This window comes from Chryseobacterium sp. Leaf201 (genome assembly GCF_001421435.1).
GTDB lineage: Bacteria > Bacteroidota > Bacteroidia > Flavobacteriales > Weeksellaceae > Chryseobacterium.
In genome coordinates, this window is record NZ_LMKA01000118.1 from 1 (window position 1) to 16,959 (window position 16,959).

14 protein-coding genes are annotated in these 16,959 nt (G+C 38.2%); all 14 read left to right on the forward strand.

All coding sequences use genetic code 11. The annotated features are described in order from the left end of the window. The first annotated feature begins 134 nt into the window (after positions 1–134). The 14 genes from ASE55_RS17460 to ASE55_RS17525 all read left to right on the forward strand — a co-directional run bounded on the left by ASE55_RS17460 (position 135) and on the right by ASE55_RS17525 (position 15,682). Positions 135–1,220, forward strand: coding sequence for a glycoside hydrolase family protein (locus ASE55_RS17460; RefSeq protein ID WP_056222691.1), 1,086 nt, complete (start codon positions 135–137; stop codon positions 1,218–1,220). Positions 1,221–1,343: 123 nt separating this feature from the next. After that, positions 1,344–2,414, forward strand: coding sequence for a formimidoylglutamase (locus ASE55_RS17465; protein ID WP_056222694.1), 1,071 nt, complete (start codon positions 1,344–1,346; stop codon positions 2,412–2,414). Positions 2,415–2,417: 3 nt separating this feature from the next. Next, complete coding sequence (locus ASE55_RS17470) at positions 2,418–3,419, forward strand: glycosyltransferase family 2 protein (protein WP_082474649.1); 1,002 nt, start codon at positions 2,418–2,420, stop codon at positions 3,417–3,419. A gap of 88 nt (positions 3,420–3,507) precedes the next feature. Further along, positions 3,508–4,635 (forward strand): glycosyltransferase family 4 protein, encoded by a 1,128-nt coding sequence (locus ASE55_RS17475; protein WP_056222695.1) that lies wholly within the window; start codon positions 3,508–3,510, stop codon positions 4,633–4,635. Between the two features lie 32 nt (positions 4,636–4,667). After that, a complete protein-coding gene (locus tag ASE55_RS17480) occupies positions 4,668–5,537 on the forward strand; it encodes a polysaccharide biosynthesis/export family protein (RefSeq protein WP_056222699.1) in 870 nt (289 codons plus the stop codon). Positions 5,538–5,541: 4 nt separating this feature from the next. Further along, complete coding sequence (locus ASE55_RS17485; protein WP_056222702.1) at positions 5,542–8,025, forward strand: exopolysaccharide transport family protein; 2,484 nt, start codon at positions 5,542–5,544, stop codon at positions 8,023–8,025. Between the two features lie 214 nt (positions 8,026–8,239). Then, entirely contained in the window at positions 8,240–9,133 is an 894-nt protein-coding gene (locus ASE55_RS17490) for a DUF6089 family protein (protein ID WP_056222705.1), read from the forward strand. Position 9,134: 1 nt separating this feature from the next. Continuing rightward, the gene (locus tag ASE55_RS17495) at positions 9,135–9,884 is read left to right on the forward strand and encodes an isoprenyl transferase (RefSeq protein WP_056222708.1); all 750 of its coding nucleotides are present in this window, start codon (positions 9,135–9,137) and stop codon (positions 9,882–9,884) included. A gap of 28 nt (positions 9,885–9,912) precedes the next feature. After that, positions 9,913–12,450, forward strand: a complete 2,538-nt coding sequence (gene bamA, locus ASE55_RS17500) for an outer membrane protein assembly factor BamA (RefSeq protein ID WP_056222711.1) — start codon at positions 9,913–9,915, stop codon at positions 12,448–12,450. An 8-nt stretch (positions 12,451–12,458) separates the two neighbouring features. Next, positions 12,459–13,004 (forward strand): OmpH family outer membrane protein, encoded by a 546-nt coding sequence (locus ASE55_RS17505; RefSeq protein ID WP_056222728.1) that lies wholly within the window; start codon positions 12,459–12,461, stop codon positions 13,002–13,004. Positions 13,005–13,065: 61 nt separating this feature from the next. Beyond that, a complete protein-coding gene (locus ASE55_RS17510) occupies positions 13,066–13,569 on the forward strand; it encodes an OmpH family outer membrane protein (protein ID WP_056222712.1) in 504 nt (167 codons plus the stop codon). 70 nt (positions 13,570–13,639) lie between these two features. Further along, a complete protein-coding gene (locus tag ASE55_RS17515) occupies positions 13,640–14,125 on the forward strand; it encodes an acyl-CoA thioesterase (protein ID WP_056222715.1) in 486 nt (161 codons plus the stop codon). Then, positions 14,125–14,985, forward strand: a complete 861-nt coding sequence (gene rfbD, locus ASE55_RS17520; protein ID WP_056222717.1) for a dTDP-4-dehydrorhamnose reductase — start codon at positions 14,125–14,127, stop codon at positions 14,983–14,985. Before ASE55_RS17515 ends, rfbD begins: the two co-directional genes overlap by 1 nt. A 10-nt stretch (positions 14,986–14,995) precedes the next feature. Beyond that, on the forward strand, positions 14,996–15,682 hold the full coding sequence (locus ASE55_RS17525; protein WP_056222720.1) for a hypothetical protein: 687 nt from the start codon (positions 14,996–14,998) through the stop codon (positions 15,680–15,682). Positions 15,683–16,959: the final 1,277 nt, after the last annotated feature.

Here is a 16,959-nt window from a genome sequence, read left to right on the forward strand (position 1 = left end):
TAATTTATTCAAATATAGTAGATTATATTAATGTTTTATAATGTGAGTTTAACGTTCTAGCTTATATTATAAACCCGAAACCGCAGGATACTGTTTATTCGCATTTCTTTTAAATTAGCTGAAAATCAAATAAAATGAGCCAGTCAAAATACACTCGCAAAGATTTTCTGAAAATTTCAGCCTTGGGAATGGGTGCGGTAATTCTGGGTTCTTCATTTACCTCTTTATTATCTTCAGAAGATAAACCCTACTTCAAGGTAAAACCCATCGGGCGGCAGTTTTCTTTGGAGGGCTATTACATTTGGTGCAGTTCCCCGATTTGGGGTGAAGACGGGAAAGTCCATCTTTTTTATTCCCGATGGAAGAAAGAAAAAGGAATGGGTGGCTGGCTCAACGGTTCTGAAATCTGCCGTGCCGAAGCAGATTCCCCTTTTCATCAATTTGAGCACAAGCAGGTAATTCTTGCCCCGAGAGGTAGCGGTTTTTGGGATGCCACGACCTGTCATAATCCCTTAATCAAAAAAGTGGATGATCAGTATTATTTGTTCTTCATGGGAAATTCCAACGGGAAAACCAATACCAAAAGAATCGGACTGGCGACTTCAAAAAGCCTCGACGGAGACTGGACGAGGCCTGAACAGCCTTTGCTTCTTCCGGGGAAAGAAGGTTCCTGGGACGACCACTGCACGACAAATCCTGCTTTTGTAAAAGGGAATGACGGTAAATACTGGCTGTTCTATAAATCCTGGAACACCGAAGAATATGTAACCCAGAAAGGTTCCGTAAGAGGAAACCGGAAATATGGACTGGCAAAGGCAGATTCTCCGGCAGGACCTTACCGGAAAGTCTCTGAAAATCCGGTTATTGATTTTTCATCGTTGCCCAACAATGCCCAGCTGGAAGATGCTTTTGTCTGGGAGCAGCATGGGAAATTCCATATGGTAGCAAGAGATATGGGGTTCTATAATCACGAATACGGCCTGCATTTAACCACGAAAGACGGGATTCAATGGACGAAGCCGGAAATTGCGTATCTGGAAATGAAACATTACATCCGTGAACCTGCTCCTCCCAAACATTTAAACCGGTTCGGCAGGCTGGAACGCCCGATGATTTTAATGAGTAAGGACGGGAAAAAACCTCAGTTTTTATTCGGGGCCACACAGGGCGGAATATCTGAAACTTCTACCACGTTTGTTTTTGAGATTTTAAAACCGTAAAAAAGGAAATAAGATTAAAATAATAATACAAAGCCGTTAACAAAAAGTGTTAATGGTTTTTTATGGTTGGCAAATAATTTAATTTTAATACTTTTGACCCCGAATTAAGATTGCAACGAGAGAATGAATTTTGAAGATTTTATTATTTCCCCAAGAAATTTCAAAACGGAAAACTGGCAGATCGGGAACCGGATCACGAAAAATATAAAGGAAGACAGCATTGTACTCCTTTTTGTTTCGGATTACCGCGGGGCAAATGGGAGTGCCGAAGTACAGGATTTTACCGGGATCAGGAAAGAGTTTTACAAATTGTCACAGCTGGATTTTGATATTCCTATGGTAGACCTGGGTGATCTGGTTTCCGGAAAATCGGTTCAGGATTCCCACTATATTCTTCAGGAAGTATTATCGGCCTGTCATTTTAAAGGAGCAGTACCGGTAATTATCGGAGGCTCGAATGATTTCGCTTTTTCACTTTTTTCAGCCCTTAACCTTCATCTGAAACATATCAATTATACCCAGATCAGCAATATCATTTCGCTGAATCAGGGAGAAATAATCAATGAATATACTTTTTTAGGCAAAATTTTAGGATCAAAGAATTTCTCTATTAAAAATTATCATCATTTAGGCTACCAGAAACATTTAAATGAAGCAGATTCCGTACGGCTGATCAAAGAAGTTGAATTTGATATCGTGCGTCTGGCGGAAATGATGAACACTACGGAAAAAACAGAGCCTTTTTTCAGAAAGGCAGATCTGGTAACCGTCAATTGTGATGCTGTTGAAAGCTTCAGCGAGCCTTTTTCCATGAATCCGCAGGTAAACGGCTTAAACAGAAGGGAAATCTGCGCCTACATGAAAGAAATCGGGCTGAGCGAAAACCTGAAAGCCGTCGGGATCTTCAATTATAATATTTACTCCGGAAACAAGCTGAACCATCAGCTTCTTGCACAGATGATCTGGTACCTTACAGAAGGAATCAATATCCAGAGATCCCATCCTAAGGAAAGGCATTATGAACTCTTCTATGTTCTGGTTGATGACCACCAGTATGCCTTCAAACGTGATACATTCAGTAATCTCTGGTATTTTGGGGATGATGAAAATATAGAAAACTGTATTCCGTGCTCCAGAAAAGATTTTGAAGAAGCCAAGAAAGGCTGGCTCAGTGCACGGTTTACCAAAATATAAAATATGGCAGATGTTCCCTCGAAAGTTTCCGTTATTGTTCCCGTTTATAATGTAGAAAATTACCTGGCAAAATGCCTGGATTCTTTGGTGGGGCAGACACATCAGCATATGGAGATCCTGGTGGTGAATGACGGCAGTAAAGACAATTCCGAACAGGTCATACAGGATTTTGCCCGTCGGTATCCTGAAAAAATAAGAGCGTTCACCAAAGAAAACGGCGGATTAAGCGATGCCCGGAATTTCGGAATTGACAGGGCAACGGGAGATTATATCGGTTTTGTAGACAGCGACGATTATGTAATGCCGGATATGTTTGAAGAAATGCTGGCTCTGGCAGAAAAGCATCAGTCAAAAATGGTGATCTGCAATATTCAGAAAGTTGACCAAAACGGGAATGTTACCCAAAAGCTGACCCAAATCCCAAATATGCCGGAACATATCGGTCTTAAGGATCATTTTTCGGTTTTTTCCGATCTGAGTTATTTTGCCTGTAATAAATTATTCAGTAAAGAACTCTTTAACGGGAAAAGGTTTAAAAAAGCCGTTCATTTTGAAGACATCCAGCTGATTCCGCAGCTTTTGCTGGAATGTGATACGATAGCGCAGACTCAGAAATTCCATTATCAGTATCTCGAAAGAACGGATTCCATTACAAAAACACATACGGCAAAAGGCCTGGACATCCTGAAGGCCGTGGAAGATGTGGAAGCTTGTTTTGCTCATTCAGCATATTCAGACAGAAGGGCAGAACTCAAAAACTTCCAGATTTTTGAAGGCGTGTATTCGTTTCTGGCGTATCTGGCTTTTGTGAAAGAAGAAAAAAATTTCAACGAAATGGCCGGGGAACTTGAGCTTTTTATTAAGAAAAGAAATATAACGTTGAAAGATATATTAAAGTATAATCGTTTTGATCAAAATTATCTATTATCTTTGCCGCTGAAAAAAAAGATATTTTATCTGTTATTTTTTGCGGGGCAGAAAAAACTGATAAGAAAATTAATTTAACACAAATGTTAAGTACTGTTGTTTCGGGAGTATCAAAGTCGGATCAATAAACTCTTAATAAAGATATGGAAGTACTTGAATAGAAAAAATGAAGAATTTTGAATTGTTCTTAACTCAATCGGGAATTCCTATTTTTTATTTTAAAATAGGGCTGGGTTTTTTATTCTCGTTTTTAATCACTTTTTTCTCCGTTCCTACCATTATTAAAATTTCCAGAAGGAAAAACTTAATGGATGAACCGGGGGTAAGGAGTTCTCACCTGAGAAAGATCCCCAATCTTGGAGGTATTGCTATTTTCTATTCGATCGGAATATCCGCCTCTATTTTTGCCTACGAACTTTTTGACCTGTATAAATTTTTATTTGCTTCTATGGTCATTCTTCTCTATATCGGGGTTATGGATGATATTGTGGTAATGAGGGCTTATAAAAAACTGGTGGCACAGATTGTTGTCTCGGCATTGATTGTGATTGGCTCAGACATCAGGATCAGAAGCCTGTTCGGTATCTTGGGAATTTATGAACTGAAGTATTTTGTCAGCGTAATTTTCAGCATCGTTACTTTTATCATACTCATCAATGCTTTTAATCTTATTGATGGGATTGACGGTCTTGCAGGAGGCTATTCTGTCATCTGCAGTGTGCTTTTCGGTATTAGTTATTACAGGCTGGGGGCGTATAATTATCCGTTGGTTGTCCTGTCAGTGGTAGTCATCGGGGCAGTTCTGGCATTTCTGTATTATAATTTATCCAATTACAGGACCAACAAGATTTTCATGGGAGATACGGGATCAATGCTGTTAGGCTTTTTACTGGCATTTACCTCCATCTGTTTTATTGATGTTTTTATTGACCGGGAGATTCCGGGTATTCCCCGGTATCACTTACAGTCGGCTCCGGTAATGGCAGTGGCCATCCTTATTCTGCCTATTGTAGATACCCTGAATGTTATCATCATCAGGCTGGCAAACAAAAAATCGCCTTTTGATGCCGACAAGAATCATATCCATCACAAGCTTTTAAAACTGAATCTTACCCACAGGAGATCCAGTTTCTATATTATTTTATATTATCTTTTCGTGGTTACCATTGCTTATTATTTCAGACATATAAATATTAACCTGTTATTAGTGGTCGTATTACTGGTAGGCTTTTTAGGGGCCTATATTCCGGATTTTATCTATGTTATGAAAAATAATAAAAACACTAACCATTAAATCTTTACTTTTGCAAACAATTTGAAAATATGATGAAGAACTATAAATACATATTCCTTTTATTATTCTCTTCCCTAATGATGACATCATGTATTACAACAAAAGATGTCCGGTACATGCAGCCTAACGAAAGTCTGGTCATTAATGAAGAGGGGCTGGTTCCTTATAATATTCCGGTCTACAGAATTACTAAAAATGATATCCTTAACCTTAATATTGTAACCACGCCGAAAGGTGATGCGGCACAGTTTTATTCTTCATTCAATACATCAGGGTCTACTGTTTCCCCAACAACAAATACCGTGGCAAACGGAGGTGGTATTTCAGTAGGCGGTGGCGGTAATTCAGGAGGAAATGGGATATTTTATTTCAATGGCTTAAAGGTGGATTCCAAAGGTGATATTAATGTTTTCGGGATCGGGTTTGTGAAAGCAGAAGGACGAACCATAGAGGAAGTAAGTGAAGAAATCCAGCAAAAAGTTAATGAAAATTTTCAGGAAGGGAAATCTGAGGTAAGGCTTAATACAAACGGAATTACTTTTTATGTTCTGGGTGATATCGAAACAACAGGAATTACCGGAGAAAAAGTTGTACACAAAAATACGCTTACCATCACGGAAGCATTATCAATAAGCGGTGGTCTTAACAGAACCATAGACAGGAAAAGCATTATTATCCACAGAAAGCTTCCGGAAGGGATTAAGATCGCAAAAATAGACCTTACCCGTGAAGATGTGATGAATTCTCCTTACTATTACGTACAGAACGGAGATGAAATTTATCTGAATACAAGATCCAAGAGCTTAAACGGACTTGGAAAAGATCCTATTCAGACTTTAACAACGGGAGTATCGGTAATCACAACGGCATTATCAATTTATCTACTTCTAAAAAACCTTTAATAGCATGATTCCAGGAAAAGATACGACAACAGAAAAAGTTGATGCTCAAAAGGAAAAATACGGTTCTTTCGCCCTGTTTGATATTGAACATTTTTTAAGAAGGTTGCTGAAGAACTGGTATTGGTTTGCCTTTATGTTTTTCATAGGCTATGCAATTTCCTGGGTATACAGCAAGTATTATGCGCAGAATATATATGCTTCCAATATTTCATTAAGTATTTCCAATAATACATCAAGCTTTTTTACACCTAACCAGTCGATTAATTTCATCTGGGGACAGGGCGGTAATCAGGATGGCGTATATCTGAAGAAAATGCTCTTGTCAAGAACCCATAATGAGTTTTTGGTTAAAGAACTTGATCTTTTTGTTAATTATTCTACAAAAGGGGTTATAAAATCTACTTATCTGGACAGAGATGATTCTCCTGTATTATTTCAGGTAGACAGAAAACACCTTCAGCAGATGGATTATCCGGTAACCTTGGTTCCTAAGGGTAAAAATACTTTTGAAGTAGTCCTTCCGGAAGATGAACAGTCCACCAATCTGTACAGCTATGAAGCCGAAAGCTTTTCTAATATCAATCCTTATCAGAGACCAGCCAATAAAATAATAAAAATCGGGGAATGGTATACATCACCGAACCTGAGATTCAGGCTGATTGCTAATCCTGTAAAATCTAAAATCAAGCTAGAAAATATTATTGTCAAGCTTTATACGGTTAATCAGTCGGTTAATGACATTGTTTCTAACATAGGAGTAGATTTTGATAAAGAGATCGGTACCATTATGATTATAACCAAGACGGGATATAATCTTAACAGTACGGTAAACTTTCTCAATATGTCTGTCAACCAGCTGCAGAAAAGAAGACTGGCCGACAAGCTGACGGTTGATAAAAACACAGATGTCTATTTAAGAGACAACCTTGAAAGAATCAGGAAAAAACTGGATTCAAGTGCTGATGTCTTAAATTACATGAAAACCAGTGAGAAGCTCTATGACATTAAAGACCGGGATGAAAAATCCTTAACAAAGATTAAAGAACTGGAGGCTAAAAAGGCAGATATCGAAAGCAAGATCACATCTTTAAATCAGATCAAGCAAAGCCTTGAAGCCCAGAGTTTTGAGAAAATGATCAGCACAACGGCCGCCGGTTTCCAGGATGGGATGTTCAGTGCTTCAGTTTCCGAGCTTAAAGCATTATATCTGAAAAGACGTGAAATGGCATTGATCTATAAGCCGAATTCTGAGCCGATGAAAGAAATCAACAGATTGATTGATGACGCTAAAATGAATTCTAATGGAGCCCTGAGGAATTATTATTCAGGATATTATAATGAAATCGGCAAAATCAACCAACAGGTGGATCAGGCGAATTCAGATCTGTCTACATATCCTGAAAAACAGAGAAGGTACCTGGATGCGGAAAGAGGGTATAGTATGATTGAAGCTACTTATAACAGCTTGATGGGAAGGCAGAACGAAACCCAGATGAGAATGGCGGGCAACCAGTCTGATATTACCGTTATTGACCCTGCGAAGAACGTAGGACAGCCACCAATCGCACCTAATATAAAAGCGACAAAATTAGGAATCATAGGCGGATTGCTGGTTCTACCGTTGTTCTTTATTTTAATCGGAGAATTACTGGACAGCAAAATCAGGAATATCAAAGAGTTGCTTAATGCCACCAGAATACCGCTGCTCGGCGTAATCGGGAATAACAGCAATGAAAATATGCTTACCGTGCTGGAACAGCCAAAATCTTCTGTTTCAGAAGCTTTCAGGGGGCTTAGGGCGAATGTCCGGTTCCTGTCCGGTGAAAACGGAGAGAGCAAAACTATATTAGTTACCTCTTCAATTGGAGGGGAAGGTAAAACCTATGTTTCTATTAACCTGGCCTCGGTGCTTGGTTTGAGTGATAAAAAAACAATCCTTCTGGGAATGGACCTCAGAAAGCCTAAAATTTTCGGAGATTTTAAAATTGATAATAAATACGGGATTTCAAATTACCTGACCGGTGAAGTGGAAATGGAGCAGATTATCAACAAAACGAGAATCCCGAACCTTGACGTGGCAACTTCAGGACCTATTCCGCCGAACCCTTCAGAGCTTTTAATGAGCGACAGGAATATCAAGTTTATAGAAGACCTTAAAGAACTCTATGACTTTATTATCATTGACTCGCCGCCGGTAGGTCTCGTAGCAGATTCTTATGAACTGATGAAGTATTCTGATGCGAATATCTATGTGGTGCGCCATGAATATACCGAAAAGTATATGCTGAAGATGATCACCGAGAAATACCATAACGGGGAAATTAATCACCTGGGTATCGTGTATAATGATTATACTGTTAAACAGGGGTATGGTTACGGATACGGTTATGGTTACGGATACGGTTACTTTGATGAAGACAAATTCTATAAAGAACCTTTACTGATAAGAATTAGGAATAAAGTTCAGCAGATATTCAATAAAAAATAATACTTTTAAGCCCTCATTTAATGGGGGTTTATTACTGTAATGATCATGTTGAATCTATTAAAAAAAGAATAATTTGGCGAGTTTGCCGTTTACTTTATAACAAATTATGTTTTTTTGTTTATTTTTAACTAAGCATTAAGATTATCTTTAATATAAAAATGTTTTATATTTGCAAAAATTAAATTTTAAAATAACCATAAATCCATATTCTTTTATGAATAGAAAATTATTGTTTAGCTTCCTTGCCGCTATAGGAACGGTGGTAAGTGTTAAAGCTCAAAGAAACGAACTTGGAGTTCGTCTAGGTATGAGTAACCTAGTTGGGGATATAGGGAGAACGAATTATCTTTTACAAAAGCCATTGGATTTAAGTAGAACGTCGGATTGGGGAGTTCCGTTTTATGGGGGAATTTTATACAGATTTAATTTTAATCCCCATCAGACCGTAAGATTGGATCTTGGGTATAACCAGATACAGTTTAATGATAAAGTAGCAAAAGAAGAATACAGACAGAGAAGAAACTCATTCGGGAAAAATAATGTTTACGAAGCAAGTTTAGTTTTCGAATACAACTTCTTCCCGGTGAACAATGAACAGAAAAATATGGTAAGCCCGTACATTTTCGGTGGGGTAGGTGCCCTGATGTTTGATGCTCCTAAAGCTACACTGGTAAATGATTTCAGAAGAGATTCAGACGGTGTGGCACTGGCTCCGATCAATGAGCTGGATTTTACCACAACACCTGTATATGCTACCGGAACAAAGACAACTATGCATATTCCTTTTGGAGTAGGTTTAAAATATAAGTTCAACTATAACTGGGCCATTTTCGCTGAAGCTACCTTCAGATATACGGTAACAGATCAGCTGGATTACAGCACAATTTTAAGCAAAGATGTAATCTCTACTTATAACGGGGATATTTTAAGCCCTGTTACCGGAGGATCACTGCTTGAGACCGATGCATATTATGTAGTATCCAAAGAAAGAGAAGCTGCATTTATAGGAGAAAGAAATATAGGGGATCTTAAGTCTAAAGACTGGATGAACACCGTGAGCTTAGGGCTTACCTACTCATTCGGAAGACCTCCGTGTTATTGTGATTAATATGTCGTTGATAAAAGATAAAATAGATCCTGAAAATTTACCAAAGCATGTTGCAATCATCATGGACGGTAATGGAAGATGGGCAAAATCACGTGGCGAAGAAAGAACGTTCGGCCACAGGAATGCCATTAATGCGGTAAGGAATGCCATTAATGCATGCAATGAAATAAACATTCCCTATTTAACGCTGTATACCTTTTCCTCGGAAAACTGGAGCCGCCCTGCAGAAGAAGTAAATACTTTAATGAATTTGCTGGTAGAAACTTTATTGCTGGAGGCCGAAGAAATCTTTAGCAAAGGATTGAGGATGCATGTTATCGGGAATCTGGACAAACTGCCGTCACTGGTGAAAGACCAGCTTCTCCGGGTGGTGGAACTTACAAAAGAAAACACAAAAGGTAATTTGGTACTGGCTATCAGCTATGGTTCCCAGAATGAAATACTGAATGCCATAAAAAATATAAGCGAAGACGTAAAAGAAGGCAGGGTAGATGTAGAAAACATTGATGAGAAATTATTCGAAAGTTACCTCTATACAAAAGATTTTCCGCCTGTTGATCTGTTGATCAGAACCAGCGGCGAAATCAGAATCAGCAATTTCCTCCTTTGGCAGATCGCCTATGCAGAACTGCAGTTTTTAGATGTTCTGTGGCCGGACTTCACAAAAGATATTTTCTTTCAGTGTATTGTTAATTATCAAAACAAGGAAAGAAGATTCGGGATGACCGGTGAACAAATAAAAATCCAGTAAATTAAGAAAAGAAAGACTACGATAAAAAATGAAGTTTAGACTATTACCCATCATTATGTTTGTTGCTTCTGCACATTTTTATGGACAGGTAACTCCGCAGGACAGCACACAGGTGAGCAATTCTGTACATGCAGAAAACCAGGCAGGAACCTACACCTTGAAAGACATCGTTGTAGATGGGGTTAAAAAATATACGCCGGCTCAGATTCTGAGGTTTACAGGATTATTAAAAGGTGAAACTGTAGATATCCCCGGACAGAAAATCAGCAACGCCGTTAAAAAACTTTGGGACACCCAGTCTTTTTCTGAGGTGGAAGTGTACGTACAGAGTATTGAAGGCGAAACCATTATCTTGCGTTTTTACCTGCAGGATCTTAAAGACCTTGGTGAAGTGAAATTCACCGGGAAAGGGATCGGTAAATCGAAGAATGAAAAAATGGCTAAAGACAACAACCTGAAGCCAGGGACTAAAATTACCCAGAACTTAGTTTCAAGTCTTAAAACAAATATCCCTAAAGACTATATCAAAAAAGGATATGCAGATGCTAAAATTACCATTCAGGATAAAGTAAATGCAGGTGACCCTAATTTGGTAGACTGGACCATTAATGTTGATAAAGGAAAAAGAATCAAAATAGACCACATCGAATTCGAAGGAAATCAGGCGGTAACCGACCGAAAGCTTAAAAAGAATGCTTTTAAGGAAACCAAGCAGAAAAGATTCGGGATCGGGGGTATTCTGAAGTCTTCAAAATTTATTGAAGGCAAATATCAGGAAGACAAACAGAACCTGATCAATTACTATAACTCTTTAGGATACAGGGATGCAACTATTGTGTCCGACTCTGTCTGGAGAAATAAAAGAAACAATTATGAAATCAATGTAAAGCTTAACGAAGGGAAGCAGTATTACATTGGTGACATTACCTTTACCGGGAATACCGTATATCCTACAGATTATCTTCAGAGATTGTTAGGATATAAGAAAGGAGATATTTACGATGCCGTAGGATTCAACAAAAAAGTTGGGGAAGACGGCGGAAAAGAAGATGATTCCGATATCAAGTCGATGTACATGAACAACGGTTATCTTTTCTCCAATGTAACACCGGTGGAAAAATCGGTAAGCGGTGACAAGATCAATCTTGAGATCCGGATCAATGAAGGGGAAAAAGCAACATGGAACAAAGTGACCTGGGAAGGGAATACCACTACCCATGACCACGTAATTCTAAGGGCCCTGAGAACAAAACCGGGGAACCTGTTTGCTAAAAGTGATATTAAAAGAACCTATTTCGATTTAGCCGGGATGCAGTTCTTTGATCCTCAACAGGTAGGACAGGATATTCAGCCGAATCAGCAGGATAATACGGTAGACATTAACTGGAAACTGGTAGAAAAAGGATCTTCACAGGTGCAGCTACAGGCCGGTTACGGAGGAAACAGTTTCATCGGTACACTAGGATTAACCTTTAATAATTTCTCATTAAAGAATTTCCTGAAGTTTAAAGACTTTAAGCCGGTTCCTCAGGGTGACGGTCAGACTTTATCGCTTCAGGCACAGGCAGGACAGTATTTCCAGAACTACGGAGTTTCATTTACTGAACCGTGGTTATTCGGAACAAGACCTACTGCACTTTCTGTAAGTTTGAATAATTCAAGAGTAAAATACTCAGATCAGTTCGGATCTTCCCAGAAGCTGAATATTTTCTCCGCTACAGTAGGATTGAACAGATTGCTTAAATGGCCGGATGATTATTTCTCGCTGTATACAGGGCTTCAGTTCCAGAAGTATGACTTTAAAAACTATCCTTTCGATTTCGGAGGAACAACAGAATATTACGGTACGGCAAATAACTTAAGTGTTAATATAGGCTTAAGCAGAAACTCTGCAGGTATCGACCCTATTTTCCCGACGACAGGCTCAAACCTGGATCTTTCGGTAAAATTGACTCCGCCGTATTCATTGTTTAGTAATAAAGATTATTCTACAATGGCTCCAACGGAGAAGTATAAATGGATGGAATTCTATAAAGTGAAGTTCAAAGCTGATGTTTACAACGAAATTGTTGGAAAACTGGTCTTAAGATCTTCTGCTGAAATGGGATTCATGGACGGATACAACAAGCAGTTGGGGGCTCCGCCGTTTGAAAGATTCTATGTAGGAGGTACCGGGCTTTTCGGAGGACGTTATGACGGTAGAGAATTAATTCCGTTGAGAGGTTATGAAAATGCTTCCACTTACGGAGGAACTTCTGAGGATATTACACCTACAGGGGGAGGTACTATTTATAATAGATTTACGTTAGAGTTAAGATACCCGATTTCATTGAACCAGACGGCAAAGATTTATGCATTGACGTTTGCGGAAGGAGGTAACGTGTGGAATTCATGGGGGAATTATAATCCATTCCAGTTAAAAAGATCAGTGGGTGTTGGTGTAAGGGTTTACATGGGAGCATTCGGGTTAATTGGATTTGACTTCGCTTACGGATTCGACAAAACAGTTACAGGAACTGAGCCTTCCGGATGGAAGACCCACTTCTTGATGAACCAATCATTATAATTCATCTTATGAAAAATTTTAGAATTGTTTTCTCATTCGTATTATTCCTGCTTTTCGGTTTAAGCAATGCACAGAAAGTGGGTGTTGTGGATACTGAATATATTTTAAGTAAAATGCCGCAGTACAAAGAAGCGGAGGCAAGGCTAAATGCACAGATCGATACATGGCAGTCGGAATTGCAGAACCTGCAGTCTGAATACGAGCGTAAAAGATCAGCTTTTGAAAGTGAAAAAGTTCTTCTCATCGGCGATCAGCTGAAGCTCAGGGAAAAAGAAGTGATGGATCTTGATAAAAATATCAAAACCACCACAAGCTTACGTTTCGGAGCTACAGGAGAAATAAAAAAACTAAGAACCAATCTGGTACAGCCTTTTCAGGACCAGATTTGGGGAGCGATAAAAACAATGTCTGAAAAAAACGGTTTGGGTATGGTTCTTGACAAAACGAGTAACAATGTAATTTTTCTTCAGAAAAGATTTGATTACTCAGATAAAGTACTGGATATCTTATTAAAAGATACCGACAAGAAAGAAAAAACGAAAACCAAAAAATAAAAGTTTAACTTTTATCAATTTTACAAATCTAAAAACAAATTAAATTATTTATTTACCAATTATGAAAAAATTAAGTGTATTATTTGCAGCGGTAATGATGGTTGTATCAGTAGGTATGGCAAAAGCTCAAAAAATTGCTACTTTAGATGTTATAGGTGTTCTTAACGCAATGCCTGAAAAGAAAAAAGCAGATACTGATCTTAAAGCTTTCTTAGATACTAAACAAGCTGAAATTAAGAAAAAAGCAGATGCAGGACAAGCTAAATTAAAGCTGTATTCTGAAGAAGCGCCTAAGAAAACAGCTGACGAAAACAAAGCAAGAGAAGCAGAATTGGCAAAAATGCAGGAAGAAATTCAGCAGATGAACGATAAAGCTCAGAAAGATTTCGTGGCTAAGCAGGATGCTGCTTACGAGCCGATTGAGAAAAAACTGAACGATGCTGTTTCTAAAGTGGCTAAAGCAAACGGATATGAATATATCATGGATGCAAATTCTTCAGCTTTCGTATTCAAAGGAGGGGTAGATGCTACGCCTGCAGTAAAGAAAGAATTGGGTGTTCAGTAATTTTTAGAAATTAACAAACATTTATAAAACTAACCACCTCTCATCGGGGTGGTTTTTTTATTTTTGCAGAATGGAAAAAGAAGTATCAACCACGGTAAAGGTTAGATTTAGTGATTGCGACCCGATCGGCCATCTGAACAATGTGAAGTATCTTGACTATATGTTCAATGCCAGGGAAGACCATGTGGAAACATTTTATGGTTTTACCTATGATGAATATACCAAACTTACAGGATGTACATGGATTGCCATTCAGAATGAAATCGCTTACATGAAAGAAGTAAGGTATAACACCTCGGTCGTAATCAGCAGCAAAACCATCGATATCCAGGACAGGACTTCCAAAGTCGAAATCCTGATGAAAAGCCTGGATGAAAAAACAATTCATGCCGTATTGTGGGTGACAGTAATTTATTTTAATGTTAAAAAAAGAAAATCCGAGGTACATCCGGAAGAAATCAAAGAAACCTTTAATAAGTTTTATGTAGATTTGGAACAGAAAGATTTTCAGTCCAGAGTTAAATTCTTAAGATCACAAAACGCAAAAAATTCATAATGAAAAAAATATTAGTAACAGGAGGGAATGGCCAATTGGGAAGCTGCATTAGAAAAATAGCCCCGGATTTTGAGCTGGATTATGAATTCATCTTCGCCGATTCCCAGACTTTAGATATTACCAATGAAAACATGGTTAACGACTTCTTCCATAATCATAAACCGGACTTTTGTATTAATGCTTCAGCTTATACGGCTGTTGATCTTGCAGAAACGGAAAAAGACAGGGCATTTGCAGTTAATGCCGGTGGGGTAGCCCATCTTGCAGAGGCGTGCAAAGAGCACCAGGCAATTTTTATTCATGTTTCTACAGACTATGTTTTTGATGGAGACACCAATTTATGTTATTCCGAAGATGATTTTACAAATCCGGCAGGGGTATATGGCGCCTCAAAATTAAAAGGAGAAGAACTGGCTTCAGATATTCATCCCGAAACAATTATTCTGAGGACTTCATGGCTGTATTCTGAATTTAATAAAAATTTCGTTAAAACCATGCTGAACCTGTTTGCGCAGAAAGAAGAACTGGGAATCGTAGCGGATCAGTTCGGCCAGCCTACCAATGCAAACGATTTGGCAGAAGCAATTATGCAGATTATCGAAAATCCTGAAAAAACATATGGCATTTTTCATTTCTCCAATTACCCGGAAGCCACCTGGTTTGAATTTGCGCAGAAAATCGCTGAGTTTTCAAAATCATCAGTAAAATTAAATCAGCTAACAACAGAACAGTATCCTACGCCGGCAAAAAGGCCTAAAAGAAGCACGATGTGTCTTGATAAAATTGAAGAAGTTTATAAAATAGAACCCAAACACTGGGAAAACAGCCTGGAAGAATGCATTGACATACTTACACAGTAATACATATAACATGAAAAACCTTATCGCATTCATTTTCATTTTTCTGGTTCAGTTTTTCTGTGCACAAAATGTATACCTCACAAAAGTTGAAAAGACGCATGACAATACAGATAAATTTTTATATAAGATCAGTGAGGCAACTGAAGGTGCAGAATATCTCGGTGAAATAGAGGTGCAGGGATTTTCAAAAGAAGATGCCGGAATCTTTTCATTAATCTATAAAAAAGCAAAACAAATCGGAGCTAATACATTTTCACTGAAGCCATTTGAAAATATTGACGGTTCGCGCCAGGATTTCAACCCTGCAAATTACCGGTTGAACCTGTATTATCTGCCCAAAGAAAAATTGACTGATCAGAAAGAATACATCTATGTATTTGCCTCCTCAGACAAAGACCAGAAAATAGCTGTAAATAAAAAGGATTACATCATTTCCCCAAGATCTTATCTTGAGCTCAAAATAATTCCGGGAGAAGTATATACCCTCTCAACAAAAAAACTGCTGGGCTCAACAATCAAAATTCAGCCGAAGCAAAACAGCTCTAACCAATATTTCCAGATCTCATCTGCAAAAGTTAAAGCTGATGAAACCGGAATAGGAGGCTTAAACTTAAAAAGCGGCGATATCATCGGATTGGAAAAATCCTTCGCAGAATTTTTAAGTACCATATATAACAAACAGAATCAGGGCAATTAAGCTCTGATTTTTTCTTGGGAGCTTATCCCGCTATCCACTCTTACTCCTCACACCGGGCTTGCCACTGCATTTTCCTTTGCTTATGCTTTCCTTGTTGCGGGGTAGCCGCTTCTATCGGGGCTAGGCTTTTGTGGGTATAAAATGGTCTTATAATCCGCTACCTTTAGCATCCCTTATTATCATCCTAATTTAATTCCCACTAGTCCTTGTCAACAATCCCCGCAGTAAAACTTCCCCTTCAAAGGAGGTGTGTCAAAAATCTTATGATTTTTGACGGGTGGTTTAGATCCTGTACTCTTATATAGTATACCTTATATTATAATAGATATAATATTAATCACGCTCACTCAAACCTCATAGGTTTTGAAAACCTATAAGGTTTCTATTAAAGTTTAGGTTATACAATTCTTTAGGTATTCTTTAACTCCGGAAACGTCTACTTCACTGAACTGTCTTCTACACTTATAAAGCCTGGTTAAAGGCCTGACTCTCCATTTAGAACCGGAAACACCTACTTCACCGAACTCTCTTTTACGCATATAAGCCTTGTTTAAAAGCTGTGGCTATTCATCTAGACCTGGAACAGCCTCACTTCATTAACATTCAGGTGATGCTCAGAAGCTTTATTTGATTGTTGTGGATAAGTCTGTCTTTGTTGTAATGATGTAGAAGTTAATAATATAAGTCTGTACTTACCCACAAAGCGGGTTTTAAGATGAACAGGAAGTAAATTTTACGTTAAATATATTTGGATGGTAGGGCTGAAGTTTCTATCTTTGCCCCACTGAAAACGAGAGTTAAGTCAGTAGCGCAGAAGGAGCTTTTAGATAAGCTGAACATTAAGGACTAATCATCTACATTATGTGATTGCTTNTGAAGTTTCTATCTTTGCCCCACTGAAAACGAGAGTTAAGTCAGTAGCGCAGAAGGAGCTTTTAGATAAGCTGAACATTAAGGACTAATCATCTACATTATGTGATTGCTTCAGGCAATTATATAGGGTACGGATCGGTAAAACTTTTTAAGATTTTAATTAAATAAAATTTGGAAAAGASAAAAAGATTTGTATCTTTGCAGTCCGGTAAAACGGGAGCGCAGGAGTAGARGAGTTGGATGTGTAGAGAAGGGTTTAGGGTTAACAAAAAAAAACTTTAAAATTTCTTCAAAAACATTTGGCTGATTAGAAATAAAGTTTTACTTTTGCACACGCAAATACGGCAAAGCCCAACGACAGAAAAGGGTAGCCGGGGAAGCGGAAGAAAAGAGATCATTGAAAA

What these genes read in the sequence shown, in the direction of transcription:
- bamA (WP_056222711.1), top strand. Translation starts at nt 9,913, where the DNA reads ATGAAGTTTAGACTATTACCCATCATTATGTTTGTTGCTTCTGCACAT.
- ASE55_RS17505 (WP_056222728.1), top strand. Translation starts at nt 12,459, where the DNA reads ATGAAAAATTTTAGAATTGTTTTCTCATTCGTATTATTCCTGCTTTTC.
- ASE55_RS17495 (WP_056222708.1), top strand. Translation starts at nt 9,135, where the DNA reads ATGTCGTTGATAAAAGATAAAATAGATCCTGAAAATTTACCAAAGCAT.
- ASE55_RS17510 (WP_056222712.1), top strand. Translation starts at nt 13,066, where the DNA reads ATGAAAAAATTAAGTGTATTATTTGCAGCGGTAATGATGGTTGTATCA.
- rfbD (WP_056222717.1), top strand. Translation starts at nt 14,125, where the DNA reads ATGAAAAAAATATTAGTAACAGGAGGGAATGGCCAATTGGGAAGCTGC.
- ASE55_RS17475 (WP_056222695.1), top strand. Translation starts at nt 3,508, where the DNA reads ATGAAGAATTTTGAATTGTTCTTAACTCAATCGGGAATTCCTATTTTT.
- ASE55_RS17485 (WP_056222702.1), top strand. Translation starts at nt 5,542, where the DNA reads ATGATTCCAGGAAAAGATACGACAACAGAAAAAGTTGATGCTCAAAAG.
- ASE55_RS17465 (WP_056222694.1), top strand. Translation starts at nt 1,344, where the DNA reads ATGAATTTTGAAGATTTTATTATTTCCCCAAGAAATTTCAAAACGGAA.
- ASE55_RS17470 (WP_082474649.1), top strand. Translation starts at nt 2,418, where the DNA reads ATGGCAGATGTTCCCTCGAAAGTTTCCGTTATTGTTCCCGTTTATAAT.
- ASE55_RS17480 (WP_056222699.1), top strand. Translation starts at nt 4,668, where the DNA reads ATGAAGAACTATAAATACATATTCCTTTTATTATTCTCTTCCCTAATG.
- ASE55_RS17460 (WP_056222691.1), top strand. Translation starts at nt 135, where the DNA reads ATGAGCCAGTCAAAATACACTCGCAAAGATTTTCTGAAAATTTCAGCC.
- ASE55_RS17515 (WP_056222715.1), top strand. Translation starts at nt 13,640, where the DNA reads ATGGAAAAAGAAGTATCAACCACGGTAAAGGTTAGATTTAGTGATTGC.
- ASE55_RS17490 (WP_056222705.1), top strand. Translation starts at nt 8,240, where the DNA reads ATGAATAGAAAATTATTGTTTAGCTTCCTTGCCGCTATAGGAACGGTG.
- ASE55_RS17525 (WP_056222720.1), top strand. Translation starts at nt 14,996, where the DNA reads ATGAAAAACCTTATCGCATTCATTTTCATTTTTCTGGTTCAGTTTTTC.